Source organism: Streptomyces sp. NPDC001717 (assembly GCF_042892775.1).
Lineage (GTDB): Bacteria > Actinomycetota > Actinomycetes > Streptomycetales > Streptomycetaceae > Streptomyces.
Genome location: NZ_JBIAUK010000026.1, coordinates 72,035 through 91,136 on the forward strand (window position 1 = coordinate 72,035; position 19,102 = coordinate 91,136).

General features: G+C 75.1%; 17 protein-coding genes. 12 read left to right on the forward strand and 5 right to left on the reverse strand.

From position 1 onward, the window contains the following. Positions 1–63 precede the first annotated feature (63 nt). Positions 64–846: a pyrimidine reductase family protein gene (locus ACFYZL_RS30825; RefSeq protein ID WP_384745980.1), complete on the reverse strand. Its 783-nt coding sequence runs from the start codon at positions 844–846 to the stop codon at positions 64–66. Between the two features lie 36 nt (positions 847–882). On the opposite strand from ACFYZL_RS30825, the gene zapE reads away from it, so the two are divergent. From zapE to ACFYZL_RS30860, 7 genes are all read left to right on the forward strand, one after another. Then, the gene (zapE, locus tag ACFYZL_RS30830) at positions 883–1,983 is read left to right on the forward strand and encodes a cell division protein ZapE (protein ID WP_384745979.1); all 1,101 of its coding nucleotides are present in this window, start codon (positions 883–885) and stop codon (positions 1,981–1,983) included. A gap of 61 nt (positions 1,984–2,044) precedes the next feature. Next, complete coding sequence (locus ACFYZL_RS30835) at positions 2,045–2,470, forward strand: OsmC family protein (protein WP_356222648.1); 426 nt, start codon at positions 2,045–2,047, stop codon at positions 2,468–2,470. 198 nt (positions 2,471–2,668) lie between these two features. Beyond that, the gene (locus ACFYZL_RS30840) at positions 2,669–4,030 is read left to right on the forward strand and encodes an alkaline phosphatase PhoX (protein WP_384745978.1); all 1,362 of its coding nucleotides are present in this window, start codon (positions 2,669–2,671) and stop codon (positions 4,028–4,030) included. Between the two features lie 110 nt (positions 4,031–4,140). Further along, a complete protein-coding gene (locus tag ACFYZL_RS30845) occupies positions 4,141–5,055 on the forward strand; it encodes a polysaccharide deacetylase family protein (RefSeq protein ID WP_388683507.1) in 915 nt (304 codons plus the stop codon). A gap of 305 nt (positions 5,056–5,360) precedes the next feature. Further along, the gene (locus ACFYZL_RS30850) at positions 5,361–6,710 is read left to right on the forward strand and encodes a discoidin domain-containing protein (RefSeq protein ID WP_384758406.1); all 1,350 of its coding nucleotides are present in this window, start codon (positions 5,361–5,363) and stop codon (positions 6,708–6,710) included. After that, on the forward strand, positions 6,710–7,975 hold the full coding sequence (locus ACFYZL_RS30855) for an MFS transporter (RefSeq protein ID WP_388683509.1): 1,266 nt from the start codon (positions 6,710–6,712) through the stop codon (positions 7,973–7,975). Before ACFYZL_RS30850 ends, ACFYZL_RS30855 begins: the two co-directional genes overlap by 1 nt. Further along, positions 7,972–8,961, forward strand: a complete 990-nt coding sequence (locus ACFYZL_RS30860; RefSeq protein WP_388683511.1) for a hypothetical protein — start codon at positions 7,972–7,974, stop codon at positions 8,959–8,961. The genes ACFYZL_RS30855 and ACFYZL_RS30860 overlap by 4 nt, the downstream gene beginning before the upstream one ends. Here the strand turns inward: ACFYZL_RS30860 and ACFYZL_RS30865 are convergent, their stop codons facing one another. Further along, entirely contained in the window at positions 8,962–9,600 is a 639-nt protein-coding gene (locus ACFYZL_RS30865) for an ABC transporter (RefSeq protein ID WP_388683514.1), read from the reverse strand. Next, positions 9,597–10,406: an ATP-binding cassette domain-containing protein gene (locus ACFYZL_RS30870; RefSeq protein WP_388683548.1), complete on the reverse strand. Its 810-nt coding sequence runs from the start codon at positions 10,404–10,406 to the stop codon at positions 9,597–9,599. Before ACFYZL_RS30870 ends, ACFYZL_RS30865 begins: the two co-directional genes overlap by 4 nt. 187 nt (positions 10,407–10,593) lie before the next feature. On the opposite strand from ACFYZL_RS30870, the gene ACFYZL_RS30875 reads away from it, so the two are divergent. From ACFYZL_RS30875 to ACFYZL_RS30895, 5 genes are all read left to right on the forward strand, one after another. Next, positions 10,594–11,346 carry an aminoacyl-tRNA hydrolase gene (locus ACFYZL_RS30875; RefSeq protein WP_388683516.1) on the forward strand — a complete coding sequence of 251 codons (753 nt, stop codon included), beginning with the start codon at positions 10,594–10,596 and terminating at the stop codon, positions 11,344–11,346. Between the two features lie 118 nt (positions 11,347–11,464). After that, positions 11,465–12,802 (forward strand): DUF692 family multinuclear iron-containing protein, encoded by a 1,338-nt coding sequence (locus ACFYZL_RS30880; protein ID WP_388683518.1) that lies wholly within the window; start codon positions 11,465–11,467, stop codon positions 12,800–12,802. Beyond that, positions 12,799–13,881: a TIGR04222 domain-containing membrane protein gene (locus ACFYZL_RS30885; protein ID WP_388683520.1), complete on the forward strand. Its 1,083-nt coding sequence runs from the start codon at positions 12,799–12,801 to the stop codon at positions 13,879–13,881. Before ACFYZL_RS30880 ends, ACFYZL_RS30885 begins: the two co-directional genes overlap by 4 nt. A gap of 74 nt (positions 13,882–13,955) precedes the next feature. Continuing rightward, the gene (locus tag ACFYZL_RS30890; RefSeq protein WP_384758999.1) at positions 13,956–14,744 is read left to right on the forward strand and encodes a TIGR04222 domain-containing membrane protein; all 789 of its coding nucleotides are present in this window, start codon (positions 13,956–13,958) and stop codon (positions 14,742–14,744) included. Between the two features lie 83 nt (positions 14,745–14,827). Beyond that, entirely contained in the window at positions 14,828–16,672 is a 1,845-nt protein-coding gene (locus ACFYZL_RS30895) for an alpha/beta hydrolase (protein ID WP_388683523.1), read from the forward strand. Positions 16,673–16,785: 113 nt separating this feature from the next. Here the strand turns inward: ACFYZL_RS30895 and hemQ are convergent, their stop codons facing one another. Together hemQ and hemG are read right to left on the reverse strand one after the other, a co-directional pair. Further along, positions 16,786–17,499, reverse strand: coding sequence for a hydrogen peroxide-dependent heme synthase (gene hemQ / locus ACFYZL_RS30900; RefSeq protein ID WP_384578331.1), 714 nt, complete (start codon positions 17,497–17,499; stop codon positions 16,786–16,788). Between the two features lie 4 nt (positions 17,500–17,503). After that, positions 17,504–19,012: a protoporphyrinogen oxidase gene (gene hemG, locus ACFYZL_RS30905; RefSeq protein ID WP_388683526.1), complete on the reverse strand. Its 1,509-nt coding sequence runs from the start codon at positions 19,010–19,012 to the stop codon at positions 17,504–17,506. Positions 19,013–19,102 lie beyond the last annotated feature (90 nt).

Consider the following 19,102-nt stretch of genomic DNA (forward strand, 5'->3'; position numbering starts at 1 on the left):
GATATACGTGCCCAGGCATGTGCCCTCTGGAAGCTAAACGGAACTAGAAATTCCGCCTTTGTGTCAGATCCGACGGTAACGCGTGAAGAGGAACCCGGCCTCTTCCAGTACGCAGGCGGGCGCGAGCCGGTGCGGAACCGTGACGGAAGGCCCACCGGCGATCCGCTGCGCGTCACCCGCGGTGAGCATCGGGGAGATCGTCAGGCACAGCTCGTCGAGGACGTCGGCGGCCACGAACTGGCCCAGGAGCCTCGGCCCGCCCTCGGTGAGCTGGCGGCGCAGGCCCCGCGCGGCGAGCTCCCGTACGACGCGGGCCGCGTCCACGCGCGCGCCCTCGCCCGCCACCACGACCTCCGCCCCGGCGGCGGTGGCCTCGGCCACCCGCCCGGCGGGCGCGGCGGCGCCGGTGAGCACCAGGGTGGGCACCAGGGGGGAGGTGAAGAGGGGCAGCGCGAAGTCCAGGTCCATGCTCGCGGTGACCACGGCGATGACCGGGGCGGGGCCCTGACCGGCGGCCGCGCGGCGGGCCGCGAAGACCTCCCGGGCCCGGGCCGGGCGGTAGCCCTCCTGGCGAACCGTTTCCGCTCCGACGACCACCACGTCGGCCAGGGCCCGCAGGGTGCCGAAGATCCGCATGTCGGTCTCGCCGGAGATGGGCTGCGAACGGCCGTCGTGCTGGCCGGCCCCGTCCAGGGTGGAGACCATGTTCGCCCGCAGCCAGTGCTCTCCCGGCCCGAGCGCGGGGTACGCGTACGCCTCCGCGAGCTCGTCCAGGGACCACTCCCGGTCGGCCGGCGCCTCCGGGGAGACGGATGTCTGATCGGTCACAGGGAACAGGCGTCGCATCGGTGCAGTCTGACACGCCCCGTAGAGTTAAGGGCTGTGCCGACATCACTCTCCGCCCCCGGTTCCGCCTCCCGGCCCCCGATAGCCGACGCGGGCCCGCAGGCACTGTGCGCCCGCGAGCCGCACGTACCCGCCGAACGGCTGGTGGCCGAGATGGTCCCGCCGCCGCGTTTCGACTCGGTGCGCTTCGACACGTACAACCCGGATCCGACCCAGCCGAGCCAGGCCGAGGCCGTCACCGTGCTCAGCGGCTTCGCCGCGGGGCTGGGCGGGGCGCACGCGAGCGGCGCCGCGAAGAAGCGCTGGTTCTCCAAGAAGCCGGCGGCACCCGCCGGCCCGCGCGGGGTCTACCTCGACGGCGGCTACGGCGTCGGCAAGACCCACCTGCTGGCCTCCCTGTGGCACGCCACCCCGGCCGAACCCGCGCTGAAGGCCTTCGGCACCTTCGTGGAGCTGACGAACCTGGTCGGCGCGCTCGGCTTCCAGCAGACCGTGCGGACCCTGGGCGGGCACCGGCTGCTGTGCATCGACGAATTCGAGCTGGACGACCCGGGCGACACCGTCCTGGTGTCCTCCCTGCTCAGCCGCCTCGTCGAGCAGGGCGTGGCACTGGCCGCGACCTCCAACACCCTGCCCGGCAAGCTCGGCGAGGGCCGCTTCGCCGCCGCCGACTTCCTGCGGGAGATCCAGGGCCTGTCGGCCCACTTCCGGCCGCTGCGCATCGACGGCCAGGACTACCGCCACCGCGGCCTGCCCGAGGCCCCCGCGCCGTTCTCCGACGAGCAGGTCGCCAAGGCCGCGTACGCGACCCCGGGCGCCAGCCTCGACGACTTCCCGCACCTCCTGGAGCACCTGGCGAAGGTCCACCCGAGCCGCTACGGCGCGCTGACCGACGGGATCACCGCGGTCTGCCTGACGGACGTGGGCGCGGTGCCGGACCAGTCGACGGCGCTGCGGCTGGTGGTCCTGGCCGACCGCCTGTACGACCGCGAGATACCCGTGCTCGCCTCGGGCGTCGCCTTCGACCGGCTGTTCAGTGAAGAGATGCTGAACGGCGGCTACCGCAAGAAGTACTTCCGTGCCATCTCGCGGCTCACCGCGCTGGCACGCGACGCAAAGCCCCTGGTGTCCCAGTAGGTTGGGGACAGCCGGGGCGCTGTTGCGGCCCGGCCGTTTCCACTTCCTTGAAGGGATCACCATGGCCACCACGCGCACGTCCCACACCGTCTGGGAAGGCAACCTGCTCAAGGGTGCCGGCACCGTCTCCCTCGACTCCTCGGGCCGGGGCTCGTTCGAGGTCTCCTGGCCCTCGCGCGCCGAGGCCGCCAACGGCAAGACCAGCCCCGAAGAGCTGATCGCCGCCGCGCACTCCAGCTGCTACTCGATGGCGCTCTCGCACGGCCTCGACGGTGCGGGCACCCCGCCCACCCGCGTGGAGACCAAGGCCGACGTCACCTTCCAGCCCGGTGAGGGCATCACCGGCATCCACCTGACCGTGCGCGCCGAGGTCCCCGGCCTGGACGCGGAGGGCTTCGCCGCCGCCGCCGAGGACGCGAAGAAGAACTGCCCCGTCAGCCAGGCCCTGACCGGTACGACGATCACCCTGAGCGCCGAGCTCGTCTGACGCGCTTCCCGGCACCTCGCGGCCGCCACCGGGGCAACGGCTCCGGCGGCGGCCGCGGCCGTCCCCGGCGCCGCGGCCCGCGTCCCGCCACCAGCCGGGTGACCCGGTGGTCCGGTGCCTCGCGGCGGCGGCCCGGCCGGCGCGCCGCGTGGTAGGACGACCCGGTCACATGTCCTGCGCCACCGCCGGGAGTTGCCGATGTCCGTCACCCGACGCAGTCTGCTCGCCGCCGGCGGGATCGCCTTCAGCGGCGCGCTCGGAGCCCTGTTCACCGGCGACGCCGGGACCGCCCGCGCGCGCGAGCGGGGGTACGGGCCGCTGCTGCCCGACCCGCGCGGGCTCCTCGACCTGCCGGCCGGCTTCTCCTACCGGGTGCTCTCGCGCGCCGGTGATCCGCTGCGCTCCGGCGAGGGCGCCGTCCCCTCCCACTGCGACGGCATGGCCGCGTTCGGCGCCGGGGGCGGGCGCGTGCGGCTGGTGCGCAACCACGAGAACCGGGTCACCGCCGCGCTGCGGGTGCCCGCCGTCGAGGGGATGACGTACGACCCCGAGGCGCTCGGCGGCTGCACGGTCCTGGAACTCGGCGCGGACGGGCGGGTCACGGCCGAGCGGGTCGCGCTGGCCGGCACCGCCGTCAACTGCGCGGGCGGCCGGACCCCCTGGAACACCTGGCTGAGCTGCGAGGAGACCGAGGACCGGGCGGGCACCTCCGGCTACACCCGCGACCACGGGTACGTCTTCGAGGTGGACCCCGCCGACCCGCCGCGCTCGGGGGCCGTCCCGCTGACCGCGCTGGGGCGGTTCGCGCACGAGGCCGTCGCCGTGGACCCGTACCGGGGGGTGGTCTACCTGACCGAGGACGCCTTCGTACGGCCGTTCGGGCTGTTCTACCGCTTCCTCCCGCGGCGGCCGCTCGGCGGACTCGGCTCACTGCGGGCGGGGGGCCTGCTGGAGGCCATGCGGGTGCCCGGGCTCCCGGACCTGTCGGTGGTGGAGGAGCCCGGGGCGGAGTTCCCGGTGGAGTGGGTGCCGGTTCCGGACCCCTCGGCGGCCGGGACCCCGATCAGGCACCAGGACTTCGGGGCGGGTGGCATCACGCACGCGCAGAAGCTGGAGGGCTGCTACTGGGGCGGCGGGCCCCTCGGCGGGGTCCACTTCGTCTCCAGCTTCGCCCGCAGCGGCGAGGGGGCGGCGGCCGACCACCACGGCCAGGTGTGGTTCCACGATCCGGTGCGCGGCACGATCCGGCTGGAGGTGCGCTTCGGGCCGTCCTCGGACGTGACGCTGCCCGGGGACTCCCCGGACAACATCTGCCTGGCCCCGGACGGCGGCCTGATGGTGTGCGAGGACGGCGGCGGGGACCAGTACGTCTTCGGCCTGACCCCGGCCGGCGAGGTCTACCCGGTGGCCCGCAACGCGCAGGGCATCGGACGGCCGGGGGGCGCCGCGGAGTACGGGGAGTTCGCCGGGGTCACCTTCTCCCCCGACCTGCGGACGATGTACGTCAACCAGTACGTGCCCGGGACGACGTTCGCGGTGACGGGGCCCTGGCGGCGCTGACCCCCGCTCCGGGTCGTGCGGCGGCGGGAGCGCGTGTGCCGGAAGGGTGACTTCGGCCGGCGGGAGTGCCGCAGACGAACACTCAGCACATAGTCATATATTTTGCCTGCGTGACCATTTCTGTGCGCAAAGCGGCGGTCGCGGCCGCCCTCGGTGCCGCCCTCGGTGCCTGCCTCGCGGGTTGCGGGGGCTCCACCGGTACGGCCGGCGCCGGCCCCCAGGCCCGCATGGGCACTCCCGCGGCGTCCGGCTCGCCCGCGAGCCCCTCGGGGGCCCCCTACGCGGCCGCCTCCTCCGCCTCCCCGCAGGCCGGCGCCCCCGCCAAGGCCCCGGTGCTGGCGCCCGGCCCGAACGGCCTGACCCCGGTGTTCGAGCGCGCCAAGCAGCACACCGAGAAGACCGTCGCGCTGACCTTCGACGCCGACATGACCTCCGATCAGGGGCCGCGCGCCGACGCCGGGGAACACTTCGACAACCCGCAGCTGATCTCGACGCTGCGCGCCCTGAAGGTGCCCTCGACGATCTTCATGACGGGCCGCTGGGCCGAGGAGTACCCGGACCAGGCCAAGTCCATCGGCACCGACCCGAACTTCGAGATCGCGAACCACTCCTACAGCCACCACGCCTTCAAGTCCCCCTGCTACGGGCTGCCGGCGCTCGACGAGGCCGCCGCCCGGGCCGACGTGGACCGGGCCTTCGAGGCCTTCCGCAAGGCGGGCGCGGTCAACACCGTCCCCTACTTCCGCTTCCCCGGCGGCTGCTACGACGACGCCGCGCTGCGCGCCCTGTCGACGGCCAAGGTCACGGCGGTCCAGTGGGACGTGGTGAGCGGGGACGCCTTCGCGAAGGACCCCGGCGCGGTGGCCGAGCAGGTGCTCGCCGGGGTGAAGCCCGGCTCGGTGGTGGTCATGCACTGCACGCGCAGCGCGGCCCCCGTCACCGAGGAGGCCATCCAGAGGATCGTCCCGGAGCTGCGCAAGCGGGGCTACCGGTTCGTGAAGGTCTCCGAGCTGATCGGGAAGTAGGTCGGGCCGGGAGCCTCCCCGCCAGGGCGGAGCGCTCCCGGCCCGGGGTGGTACGGCTCGGTTTAGACCGACTGGTCCGTGCGGGCCGGTGTCCCGCACTGCCGGAGTACTGGTAGGAAACTTTCCTTCCTGTTACTGTCCCCGGCGGCGGCTTGGCGCGGTGCCGGTTCCTCCCTCGGCATGACGCGCTCAGTGAGAGCTCTGACCCGGCCGCCTGGCGCCGCCTCCCGCCCGCCCCCGGGCGGGGCGCGGCGTCCCGCACCGGTGTCCAGCTCTCGCCGCCCCCAAGGCCAGGGAGTCCAGGTATGCACCTGAAGACCTTCCGCACCAAACTCCGCGTCCTCCTCCTCATAGGCGCCACCGTCCTCGCGCTCACCGGCGGGCTCCTCCTCTCCTGGCCCGAACGGGCCGGGGCGGCCGGGACCTCCGGAGCCGCCGCCGACCCCGTCATATCGCGCGGGAAACCCGCCACCGCCTCCTCCACCGAGAGCTCGTCGCTGGGCGCGAAGAACGCCTTCGACGGCGACACCGCCACCCGCTGGGCCAGCGCCGAGGGCAAGGACCCGCAGTGGATCCGGGTCGACCTCGGCTCCCCCGCCACCGTCTCCCGGGTCCGTCTGACCTGGGAGGCCGCCTACGCCAAGGCCTACCGCGTGGAGATCTCCGCCGACGGCGCCGCCTGGAGCACGCTCGCCACCGAGTCCGCCGGCAACGGGGGCACCGACGACTGGACCGGCCTGTCCGGCAAGGGCCGCTACCTGCGCGTGTACGGGACCGCGCGCGGCACCTCGTACGGCTACTCGCTCTTCGAGGCCGAGGTGTACGGCACCACCGACGGCGGGCCGCAGCCCGGCGGCGCCTTCACGGTGGTCGCGGCCGGCGACATCGCCGCGCAGTGCACGGCCTCCGACAGCGGCTGCGCGCACCCCAAGACCGCCGCGCTCGCCCAGCAGCTGAACCCGCGGTTCTATCTGACGATGGGCGACAACCAGTACGACGACGCCCGGCTGTCCGACTACCGCGCCTACTACGACAAGAGCTGGGGCGCCTTCAAGGCGAAGACCCGGCCGGTCCCGGGCAACCACGAGACGTACGACCCGGCCGGCTCCCTCGCCGGGTACAAGTCGTACTTCGGGAGCATCGCCTTCCCGCAGGGCAAGAGCTGGTACAGCTACGACGAGGGCAACTGGCACTTCATCGCCCTCGACTCCAACTCCTTCGACCAGGCGGCCCAGATCGACTGGCTCAAGGCCGACCTCGCCGCCAACGGCAAGAAGTGCGTGGCCGCCTACTGGCACCACCCGCTGTTCTCCTCCGGCGGGCACGGCAACGACCCGGTCTCCAAGCCGGTGTGGAAGATCCTGTACGGCGCGAAGGCCGACCTCGTCCTGAACGGGCACGACCACCACTACGAGCGGTTCGCACCGCAGGACCCCGAGGGCCGGGCGACCGCCGACGGGATCGTGGAGATCGTCGGCGGAATGGGAGGCGCCGAGCCCTACCCGATCGAACAGGTCCAGCCCAACAGCCAGAAGCGGATCAGCGGACCGTACGGCGTCCTGAAGCTGGACTTCACCGACACCGGCTACGGATGGAGCTACGTCGGGACCGACGGACAGGTCAAGGACACCGGCCCGAAGTACAGCTGCCACTGATGTACCTGGCCGCCAACGGCCGCCCGGACGCGCCGCCCCGCACCCCAGGGGCCCGGCGGCGCGTCCCCGCCGTCGTCCTCGCGCTCGGCACGGTCAGCCTCGTCACCGACGTCTCCTCGGAGATGGTCACGGCGGTCCTGCCGCTCTACCTCGTCCTCGGACTCGGTCTGTCCCCGCTCCAGTTCGGCTTCCTGGACGGCATGTTGGGCGGCGCGACCGCCCTCGTACGGCTGCTCGGCGGGCGGCTCGCCGACCGCGGCGGCCGGCACAAGCGGGTCGCCGGGGCCGGCTACCTGCTGTCCTCGCTGTCCCGGCTCGGCCTGCTCCTCGCGGGCGGCGCCACCGCCGGCATCGCCGCCGCGCTCGCCGCCGACCGGCTGGGCAAGGGCATCCGCACCGCCCCGCGCGACGCCATGATCTCGCTCAGCGGCCCCCCGGAGACCCTGGGCCGGTCCTTCGGCGTGCACCGCGCCATGGACACCACCGGCGCCCTCCTCGGCCCGCTCGCGGCGTTCGCCGTGCTCTGGGCCACCGCCGACGCCTACGACGCGGTGTTCGCCGTCAGCTTCTGCACCGGCCTGCTCGGCGTGCTCCTGCTCGCCGCGTACGTCCCGGCCGCGCCCCCGGCCGCGCCCGGGCCCCCGGCCGCCGCCGCCCGCGGGCCCGCCCCGGCGCGCACCGCGCTGAGCGACCCCGCCTTCCGCCGCATCCTGTACGCCGCGGCCCTGTTGGGCGCCACCACCATCGGCGACGCCTTCCTCTACCTGCTGCTCCTGCGCGGATTCGACCTGTCGCCCGCCCTGTTCACGCTGCTGCCGCTCGGCGCCGCCGGCGTCTACCTGCTGCTCGCCGTCCCGGCGGGCCGGATCGCCGACCGGACCGGGCGGCCCGCGGCCTTCCTGGTCGGACACCTCGCCCTGCTGGGCGCGTACGGCCTGCTGCTCGCCCCCGTCGCCTGGCCGACCGTCGTGGGCGTACTGGCCCTGCTGGGGATCTTCTACGCCGCCACCGACGGGGTCCTGATGGCGCTCGCCGCTCCCGTGCTGCCCGCGCACGGCCGCGCGGGCGGCCTCGCCGTGCTGCAGACCGGCCAAGCGCTGGCCCGGCTCCTCGGCGCCGCCGGATTCGGCGCGGCGTGGACCTTCTGGGGGCAGCGGCCGGCGCTCTGGGCGGCCGCCCTCGCGCTGGCCGGGGCACTCGCGGCCGCCCGACGGATCCTGCCCGACCGTACCGCCGCCCCCGCCTCTCCCGTGGAGCCGTCATGAACCCCCGCCCGCGCCGGCTGCGCCTCGCCTTCGTCATCACCGCCGTCCTGCTCCTCGCGGGCGGCTCGCTCGGCTACGTACTGCACGCGAGGCACCGGGCCGGGCCGCTGCCGCAGGCCGGCGCCGAGGCCTCGTTCGACACCGGGCAACCGGGCCTGTACTTCCGGGACGCGACCACCGGACGGGTCGCGCGGCAGAGCGGCGACGGTGCGGCGCGCGTGGCCGGCGGGCCCTCCTGCGAGCGCTTCCACGCCGCCGGGGAGCACGCCCTGTGCCTGCGCAAGCTGCCGGGCACGCCGGCCCGGACGGAGGCCGTCGTACTCGACCGGCGGCTGCGGGAGGTCCGCCGGGTGACCGTTCCCGGCATCCCCACCCGGGCCCGCGTCTCCGCGTCGGGGCAGGTCCTCGCCTGGACGACCTTCGCGGCGGGCGACTCGTACGCCGCCTCCGGCTTCTCCACCCGGACGTCGATCCTGGACCTGCGCACCGGCTACCTCGTCAAGTCCATGGAACAGATCCCGCTCACCCTCGGCGGGGCCCGACACCACAGCCCCGACGTCAACTACTGGGGCGTGAGCTTCGCCGGCGACGACAACCGCTTCTACGCCACCGTCTCCACCGGCGGCCGCACCCACCTCGTCGAGGGCGACCTGCGGAACTGGTCGGCGAAGGCGCTGCGCGAGAACGTCGAGTGCCCCTCCCTGTCACCGGACGGCACCCGCGTCGCCTTCAAGAAGAAGGTCTCCGACGATCCCCGGGAGCCCTGGCGGTTGTACGTCCTCGACCTGGCGACGATGACCGAGCACGCACTGGCCGAGCCGCACGGCGTCGACGACCAGGCCGCCTGGCTGGACGATTCGACCGTCGCCTACGCCCTGCCGGGGGCCGACGGCCGTACGAGCGACATCCGGTCGGTCCCGGCGGACGGCACAGGGGCACCCGTGCTCCTCGTGCCGAACGGCTCGTCGCCGGTCGCCGTGTCCTGATCACCCCCGCCGGGCGGCGACCAGGCAGGCCGCCGCGGCCGCGGCGCCCGCCAGCAGCAGCGCCCCCGCCAGGGCGCCCACCGGGGGCCGTACCGAGCCGGTGACCAGCGCGGACACCGCCACGCGGGCCGGGGAGCCGGCGAGGACCCAGGCGAGCAGCGAGCCGAGGGCGCCGGCGAGCACGGCGTAGCCGCGCCGCCGGATCAGCGGCCGGCTGCACAGGGCCCCCACGGCCGCGCCGGTCAGCGCGCAGACCGCCACCGCCGAGGCCCCCGCGACGGCCGCCCGCGCGGGGCCGGCGCCCACCCGGGCGCCGAGCAGCAGCGCCACGGCGGCCCCCGCGGCCCCGGCGAGCAGTGCCCCGGTGAGGGCGACGGTCAGGGCCGCGGCGTGGACCCGTACGGGACCGGCCGCGGCGGCCGCGCAGTCACGGGCCGCGTCGGGCTCGTTGGTGACGCAGATCCGCACCAGCCAGGCCGCCTGCGGGACCAACCCGGCGGCGGCGAAGCCGAGGGAGTCCGGCACCGGATCGCCGGGCCGGATCCCCGCGGCCACGAAGGCGGCGTACACGACCAGCGGGGCGATCCACCGCTGGGAGCGCAGCAGCAGCGCCCCCTGGTAGCGGAGCAGAGCGGTCACTTCGGTTCCTCCACGGCGCGGATGTGCCAGGACGGCCGGGCGGTCAGCAGGGTGCGGAGCACCTCGTCGGAGCGGGCGGCCTCCACGGTGAGCAGGACCCCGCCGTCGGGCGCGGGCGCCCCCGCCAGGCCGGGTGGCAGCTCCTGGCCCGACGGGGCTGCGGCGTGGATCCGTACGAAGGGGCCGGCCGCGCCGGACACCGGGGTCAGGGCGCCGCCCCGGATCCGGTGGTGCGCGTCGGCGACGCCCGCGAGCCGCCGCGGGTCGTGGTCGACGAAGACCACGCAGGCCCCGGCGGCGGTGCGTTCGGCGACGGCGCGGTCCAACTCGGCGCGGGCCGGGGCGTCGAGGCCGGTCCACGCCTCGTCGAGCACGAGCAGCCCCGGCTCGGCGAGCAGGGCCTGGGCCACGGCCACCTTCTGGCTGGTGCCCTTGGACAGTTCGGCCATCGGGGTGCGGGCGTGCCCGGCCGCCCCGAACCGCTCCAGCCACTGCCCCGCCCGCCGGGCCGCCCCGGCCCGCGACAGGCCGTGCACCCGGCCCAGGTGGGTCAGGTAGGCCTCGGCGGTCAGCGGCAGGGCCGCCGGGAAGCGCTCGGGCACGTAGGCCGTGCGGCGGGGGCGTCCGCTGATGCGCCCCTCGCTCGGGGTGTCGATCCCCGCGACGAGGCGCAGCAGGGTGGACTTGCCGCCCCCGTTGCCCCCTTCGATCCGGACGAGGGCGCCTGGCGGCAGCTCCAGCGAGACCCCGCGCAGCACCCAGGGGCGGCGGGGTCCGTAGCGGCGGCCGACGGCGGTGAGCTTCAGCGCCGGCCCCTCGGGTGCGGGGCCGTTCGGTGCGGGGCCGTTCGGTGTGCGGTCGTTCGGGGTGCGGCCGTTCGGCGGGAGGCCGTCGGGCCGGAGGCGGGAGGGTCACTCTGCATGCCGCTGATCCTCGCCCGGTCGGGGCACCCTCGGCATCATCCTGGAGGGGGAGCCTGGCATCCTTGGCCGGATGAGCAGCCAGCACGCGCACGACGCTTCACAGGTACCCGCGGTCGGGGCGGACAGCCCGTTCCGGCAGGAGCACGTCCTGCGCGACGAGGCCCCGCAGTTCGTCCTCCCGCTGGTGGTCCGGATCGAGAAGACCGCGCCGCCCGCCCGGACGGACGCCCTGGAGACGGCGGCCCGCGCGGTGCTGGTGCTGCTCTCCGACGAGCGGGCGCTCGGCGAGGGCGAGTGGGCCGAAGCGGTGCGGGACTGGCAGGACGCGCGGATCCGCAAGGTGGTCCGGCGGGCGCGCGGGGCGGAGTGGCGCAAGGCGGAGACCCTGCCGGGTGTCACCGTGCACGGTGACGCGTCCGAGGTGCGGGTCTTCCCGCCGGTGCCGCTCGACGGCTGGCCCAGGGAACTGGCGAAGCTCCAGGTGTCGGGAACCGACCTGGACGACCCCGAACCGGTCGGCCCCGAAGCCGAGCCGGGACTGCCCGTGCTGTGGCTCAATCCCGACCTCGACATGTCCGCCGGCAAGGCGATGGCCCAGGCCGGGCACGGGGCCCAGCTGGCGTGGTGGGAGCTGACCGGCGCGGAGCGGGGACTGTGGCGGGCGTCCGGCTTCCGGCTGGCCGTACGGACCGCCCCGCGCGAGCGGTGGGCGGAGCTGAGCGGGAGCGGACTGCCCGTGGTCCGCGACGCCGGCTTCACGGAGATCGCCCCCGGCTCCTGCACGGTGGTCGCCGACCATCCCGCGCTGCGGGCGCGGCTGTAGCCGCAACCTCAAATGTTGCTCTGAACGTCCCCTCCGGCGGATTGGCCCGGCTTCGGCGGGGCCATCACACGGATGACCGGTGACATCGGATCACGGCCGGACGAAGGGGGCGGGGGACATGAAGCCCATGGAACGACTGGGAGTGGGGATCGGCTGGCGGCCGGAGATCGCGGACGCCGTCGAGCGGCTTCCCGGCCTCGACTGGGTCGAGGTGGTGGCCGAAAACATCTGCCCGGGCCACCTGCCCGAATCCCTGGTGCGGCTGCGCGAGCGCGGGGTCCGCGTCGTGCCGCACGGGGTCTCGCTCGGGATCGGCGGCGCCGACCGCCCCGACCCGGCGAAGCTCGCGGCGCTCGGCGAGCGGGCGGTGGCGCTGGGGGCGCCGCTCGTCACCGAGCACATCGCCTTCGTACGGACCTCCTCGCCCGCGCTGGAGGCCGGCCACCTGCTGCCGGTGCCGCGCACGCGGGACGCGCTGGACGTGCTGTGCGAGAACGTGCGGATCGCGCAGGACGCCCTGCCGGTGCCGCTGGCGCTGGAGAACATCGCGGCGCTGATCTCCTGGCCCGACGAGGAGCTGACCGAGGGGCAGTTCCTGACGGAGCTGGTCGAGCGGACCGGCGTCCGGCTGCTCATCGACGTGGCGAACCTGCACACCAACCGGGTCAACCGCGGCGAGGACCCGGCCGCCGTGCTCGACGCGATCCCGCTGGAGGCACTGGCGTACGTGCACGTGGCCGGCGGAGTGGAGAAGGGCGGCGTGTGGCACGACACGCACGCGCACCCGGTGCCGCGGGTGGTGCTCGACCTGCTGGCCGGGCTGCGCTCGCGCGTGGACCCGCCGGGGGTGCTGCTGGAACGGGACGACGACTTCCCGCCGGAGGCCGAGCTCGCGGCGGAACTGACGGCGATCCGCGCCGTGTCGGCGGCCCCGGGCGCCGAGGTCGTCCGGGAGCCGCGCGAGGAGGCCGGGACCGGGGCCGGGTTCGACGCGGTGGCCGGACGCCCCGGCGCACCCGCCTCCCCCACGGAACCGGAGGTCGACGAGGCGGTCCGCACCCGGGTGGGACTCGGGCAGGCCGCGCTGCTGTCGGCACTGGTGGCCGGGACGCCGGTGCCCGAGGGATTCGACCGGCGGCGGGTCCGGGTGCAGGCCCGCGCCCTGGCCGCCAAGCGGGCCGACGTGGTGGCCAAGGTGGCGCCCGAGCTGCGGGAGATCCTCGGCGGCGCCGAGTCGTACCGCGAGGCCTTCCTCGCGTACGCCAAGGGCCGGCCGATGACCGGCGGTTACCGCCGTGACGCGCTCGACTTCGCCGAGCACCTGTTGGTACGGGACCTGCCGGCCGATCCGGCGGCGAGGCGCCGGCTCACCGCCTGGTGGCGGGAGCGGGCCGGGGTGCGGCCGACCGGCCGTGTGGTGCGTTGGGCCCGGACGCTCGTGGGGAGGGCGGCATGAGTTTCACGAATTGGCTGGCTGTCGCGGTCTGGGTGGGAGTCGTCGGCTCCTCCCTCGTCCTGGTGCGGGGGCTGCGCGGCCCCCGGCCCCGGTCCGGCGGGTCCTCTGCCGGACTGCACGACCTGTCCGAAGCCGCGTTCCTGGTGGGCGGGCCGGGAGGCGTCGTGGACGCCGCGCTCGCCGCCATGCTCACGGACGGACGGCTGATGGCCGGCGGTCCCGGCATCGTCCAGGTACGGCCCGGTGCACGGGCCGGCGACGTCGCCGAGCGTGCCGTCCTCCGGGCCCACCAGGAGGCGCCCTCGGGGTGGCTGTACCAGGTGCGGTACGCGGCCATGCGCGACCCGGCCGTGCAGGAGATCGGGGACGTCCTCGCGGCCCGCGGGCTGATCTCCCCGCCCGGATCCGGCCCGTCCCGGCGGCGCTGGGGCGTGGTCCAGGCCGTCGTGTGCGGGCTCCTCGTCCCGGTGTCGATTCCGCTGACCATCGTGGGGATGGTCGTGCTGGACGACTCGGTGCCCTTCATCGTGGTGGTCCTGCCCGCGCTGGTGGGCGGCATCGTCATGGGCGTGATCGGCGCACGCCGGGGCGGGAGCCGGCTCACCCCGGCGGGGGCGCGGGCGCTGTCCGCGATGCGTCGGGGCCACCAGAACGACCAGAGCCCGCACGTGCGGATCTCGCTGTCCGGGCTGCGCGGTCTGCGGGACCCGCACCTGCGGCAGCAGCTGGTGCCGGCCGCCCGGGGCACCCGGCTGGCCGCGGCCCAGGCCGGCAGCCGTACGCCCGGCTCGCCGGGTTCGCGGGGCTCCCACCACTCGCACGACTCCGACTCCTCCTCCGATGCCCTCGTCCCGATCGTCTGGTGCGCGGGCGGTGACGGCGGCGGGAGCGGTTCGAGCTGTGGCTCGGGGTCGAGTTGCGGCTCCTCCGGCAGCAGTTGCGGCTCCTCGGGCAGCAGTTGCGGCGGCAGCGGTTCGAGCTGTGGCGGTTCGAGTTCGAGTTGCGGCAGTTCGAGTTCGAGCTGCGGCGGCTCCAGTTGCAGCAGTTCGTCCAGCTCCAGTTGTTCCAGTAGCTCCTGACGGCCCATCACGGTCCCATTACAAGCTGTTCGCACCCCCTGACCAGGCACATCATCAGCTTGTAGAAAGCGGGAATGTTCTGGGTCCTGTTCCTGCTGGCGGCTTGGGCCGGGGTGCTGGTGTCGTGCACCCGTCTCCTGGTGGCCGCCACCCGGGCGGCGGAGCCCGCGCCGGGCTCCGCCTCCTCCTCGCACCACCACACCGAGCTGAGCCTGTACGAGGCCGCCTACCTCGCCGGCGGCCCCCTGCGGGTCGCCGACCTGACACTGCTCTCGATGCAGCGCGAGCGGCGGCTGCTGCTCGCGCACACGGGCTGGGCGACCGTCGTCGATCCCGTCGGGCGCGATCCGCACGAGCGGTCGGTGCTGGGGGCGTTCGGCCCGGACGGGCAGTCGCCCGTACCGACGCTGCGGTACACCGTGGCGCAGGACGACGCCGTACGGGACCTCGCGGACCGGCTGGGCGAGGCGGGGCTCGCGCTGAGCGAGGGCGTACGGGGCGGGATCGGCGAGGGGGTCCGGGCCGTCCAGGGGGCCACCCTGCTGGTGCTCGCGATGGCGGCGGCCGCGCTCGTCGTACCGCCCGCGGCGACCTCGACCACGATCGTCGTGGTGTGGTTCCTGCTGCCGCTGATCCTCTCCTTGAGCTGCCTCGGGATAGCCCGCTTCGACGGGCACCTGCACTCGTCCTGGGCCTCTCCGGCCGGGCAGCGGCTGCTCCTCGCCCTGGACGAGGAGCGGGGCGAGGAGGAGTCGCTGACCGCGGTGGCCGTACGGGGCGCACGCGCGCTCGGCGACCCCGGACTCCGGGCGGCCCTCGGGTACGGCAACCGGGGGCGGATCCCGGGGCAACGGGGCCAATGAGGCCGACACCGGCCGCCGATCCTTTACACGGGCACCACCCGACCCTTTAGTCGGCTCATCGGACGACCCGAAGGGCCGACCCCATGCGCACCACCACGACCGCCGCAGTCCTCACCCTGGCCCTCCTCACCCCCACCGCCTGCCCGGCGGCCGAAGCCGCCGGGGCCGAACCCGCGGCCGGCCGCCCCGCCGCCGGCCCGGCACCGGCCGCCGCCCCCGGCGAATCCGCCCCGCCCGTCGCCCGCACCGGAGGCGAGGCCGCAGCCCCTCCCGGACATCCCGCCGGCGGCGGAGCCCCGGCGGCCGAGGCCGCCGGGGCCGAGCTCGTGGCCCGCCGGGCGGCCGCCGCGGCCCGCGCCGGAGCCGCTCCTCCCGCCCACCCCGCCGCAGGCTCAGCCGCCGGGGCCACCCGTCCCGTCCGCCCCGCCGCAGGCGCGCGCGCACCTCTGGAGTTCGGGGCGTGCCCCGCGGTCGAGGGGTTGCCCGACGGCGTGCGGTGCGCCGTGCTGCGCGTGCCGCTCGACTACGCGCGCCCCGACGGCCCGCAGATCACCCTGACCGTCAGCCGGGTCCCGGCGACCGGGGAGGGCGGTGCGCGCCGGCAGGGGGTGCTCGTGAACAATCCCGGAGGCCCCGGGGCCTCCGGGATGGCGTTTCCGCTCGCCGCCGGGCTCCCCGAGTGGCGGCGGGTCGCCGCCGCCTACGACTTCGTCGGGTACGCCCCGCGCGGCGTCGGCCGCTCCGCCCCGCTGTCCTGCCAGGACCCCGCCGCCCGCAAGGGCCCGACCCAGGTCCCGGTCGTCCCCTCCCCCGCCTACAAGCGGCAGCGCGTAGCCGCCGCCCGGGCCTACGCCCGGGGTTGCGCACGGCACGCCGGCGCGTCGCTCCCGTACTACACGACGCTGAACAACGCCCGGGACCTGGACGTGCTGCGCGCCGCCCTCGCCGAGCCCCGGCTGACCTTCATGGGCGGCTCCTACGGCACCTACCTCGGCGCCGTCTACGCCACCCTCCACCCGGACCGCGTCCGGCGCATGGTGTTCGACTCGGCGGTCGATCCCGATCCGGCCGGCATCTGGTACCGCTCCCAGCTCGGCCAGGCCGCCTCCTTCGAGCGCCGCTGGCACGACTTCCGCTCCTGGGTCGCCCGCCACCACTCCGCGTACCGCCTCGGCACCACTCCGGCGGCCGTGCAGGCCTCCTACGAGCGCGTCCGGGAGGCGTTGGCCCGTACCCCCGCCGACGGCGGGGTCGGCACCGGCGAGCTCCAGGCCGCCTACCTGCGGGCCGCGTACTACGACGACGTGTGGCCGGAGCTGGCGGCGGCGCTGGCCGCGTTCCTGCGCGGCGATCCGGCGGAACTCGTACGGCGGGCCGCCCCCGACCCGGAGCGGGCCGCCGAGGGCGAGAACGCGACGGCCGTCTACACGGCGGTGCTGTGCAACGACGCCCCCTGGCCCGGGGAGTGGGCCGTCTGGGACCGGGACGGCACCGCGCTGGCGCGTACGGCCCCGTTCGAGGCCTGGGCCAACACCTTCCTGAACCTGCCGTGCGCCTACTGGCCGGTGCGCGAACGGCAGCGGCCGGTGCCGGTCGGCCGGGGACGCGCGGCGGCGCTCCCCCGCACCCTGATCGTGGCGGCGGAACGCGACGGGGCGACCCCCTACCGGGGCGCGCTGGAGCTCCAGCGGCGGCTCGGCCCGGAGGCCGCGCTGGTCACGGAGGAGGGGGCCGGCTCGCACGGAGTGGTCGGCGGACGCAACGACTGCGTGGACCGGCACGTGGAGCGGTATCTGCTGACGGGTGACACCTCAGGGTGGCGTGTCACGTGTGCGCCGCATCCGGAGCCCGCACCGGTGTCGCTGGACGACCGGACGGCGAGCACCCTCGGGGCAACCCCCGGGGCACTGCGGTCGCCAGTCGTCTGAACTTCCGGGCGGGATCTCCGGCTGCGTCGTTTCGGGGGCAGGGCCTCCCGATCCACCGGAGGAACTCACCGAACGGTGTGGTCGTCCTCCGGTCCTTCCCCCCAGGGGAGGTATCAGGCGAGCCCGGCCACCAGGTCGGCGACGGACTTGCGGCGCCCGGTGTAGAAGGGCACCTCTTCGCGGACGTGCATACGGGCCTCGGAGGCGCGCAGGTGACGCATCAGGTCGACGATGCGGTACAGCTCGTCGGCCTCGAAGGCCAGCAGCCACTCGTAGTCGCCCAGCGAGAAGGAGGCGACGGTGTTGGCGCGCACGTCCGGGTAGCCGCGGGCCATCTTGCCGTGGTCGGCGAGCATGCGGCGGCGGTCCTCGTCGGGCAGCAGGTACCAGTCGTAGCTGCGCACGAAGGGGTACACGCTGACGTACTCGCGCGCGACCTCGTCGGCCAGGAAGGCCGGGATGTGGGACTTGTTGAACTCGGCCGGGCGGTGCAGGGCCATGTTCGACCACACCGGCTCCAGCGCGCGGCCCAGCTTGGTGCGGCGGAACAGGTTGTAGGCGGTCTGCAGCTCGTCCGCCGTCTCGGCGTGCCACCAGATCATGACGTCCGCGTCGGCGCGCAGGCCGGAGACGTCGTAGGCACCGCGGACGGTGATGTCCTTGGCCGCCAGCTGGTCGAAGAGCTCCTGGACCTCGTCGGCGTAGCCGCTGCGGTCCTCCGGAAGAACGTCCTTCAGCTTGAAGACGGACCACAGGGTGTAGCGAATGACCTCGTTGAGGTCCTTCGCCTTCTTCCCCGCGTTGGGAATCTTCTCTGGTGCAGTCATGTTCCTATTGTCCCGTGTGCTGATCAGTGGTCTGTGCCAGGGGTGCCGAACGCGCTCCGAACGAGCCGATCACCGCGTGCACCGCCTTGCCGGCACTGGCGATGCAGGCCGGAACGCCCACTCCTTCGTACACCGCTCCGCACACCGCGAGGCCGGGCAGGGCCGCGACCGCGCCCCGGATCCGCTCGACGCGGGAGAGGTGCCCGACCGGGTACTGGGGCAGACCGCCGTCCCAGCGGGTGACGGTGGAGGCCACCGGCCGGGCGGCGAGGCCCACGGCCTCGCCCAGGTCGGCGCGGGAGACCTCGACGAGCTCCCCGTCCTCGCGTTTCAGATCGGCTTCGTCGCCGTACCGGCCGACCGAGGTGCGCAGCAGGAAGAGCTCCGGATCGGCCCCGGACCAGGCCCACTTGTTGCTGGAGAAGGTGGAGGCCTTGATGGTCCGCCCGTCGACGGGCGGTACGAGGAAGCCGCTGGCGCCGCCGCCGGTGACGGAGGCCGGCAGGTCGCAGCGGCGGAAGGCCATGGTGACCAGGGCCATGGAGGCGTACTCGACCCCGCGCAGTTCGGCCGCGGCGGTCGGCGCGAGGTCGCCGAGCAGCCGGGCGGCGGGCCCCGCCGGGGTGGCCAGGACCACGCCGTCGGCCTTGATGACCTCGCTGCCCGTGACGACCCGCCAGCCCTCGGCGGTACGAGCGACCTCGCGTGCGGGGGCGCCGGTGACCAGGCGGGCTCCGGCGGCCCGGCAGGCGTCGGCCACGGCGAGCGGGAGCCGTCCGATGCCTCCCTCGATGCCGGCGAAGAAGGCACCGGTCGCGGCGGCGCCGGTGACGGTGGTCCGCTCCGCGGCCGCGCGGCTCGCGGCCCCGGCCTGCAGGGCGCGGACGCTCTCCGTCAGCGTGGGGTGGGTGCGCACGGCCTCGTAGAGGGCGGGGACGGCGGCGCGCATCGAGATGCGGTACGCGTCGCCGGCGTAGACCCCGCCGAGCAGGGGCTCGACGAGCCGGTCGACGACCTCGCGGCCCATGCGGGCGGCTACGTACTCGCCGACGGCGACGTCCTCGCCGACCTCGGTGGGCGGCAGTTCCCGGTCGGCCTCGATCCGGGCCAGCCCCTCGGGGGAGAGCACTCCGGAGGCGGCGAGCGGTGCCGTGTCGCCGGGGACGCCCATGACGTGCCCGCGCGGCATCGGCCGCAGTTCGCCCCGGGTCCACAGGTGGGCGGTGGCGGTGGCGGGCGGCTGGAGGGCTTCGCCGAGGCCGACGGCGCGGGCGAGTTCCAGGGCTTCGGGGCGGCGGGCGAGCAGGGATTCGGCGCCGAGGTCGACGGGGGCCCCGGCGAGCTCACCGGCGTACAGCTTGCCGCCGAGCCGGTCGCCGGCCTCCAGCAGCGTGACGCGGACGCCTTCGGCGAGCAGCCGGTGGGCCGCCGCGAGGCCCGCGATGCCGCCGCCGATGACGACGACGTGCCGGCTCCGGCCGGGGCGATCCGTACGCATGTCCGCTTCGTGCATGGACACATCGTCTCAGACCGATCTCCGTGGCCGGAACGTGACCGCATCGGGACCGGCCCGGAACCGCGGAGGCGAAACCCGGGAGGGGAC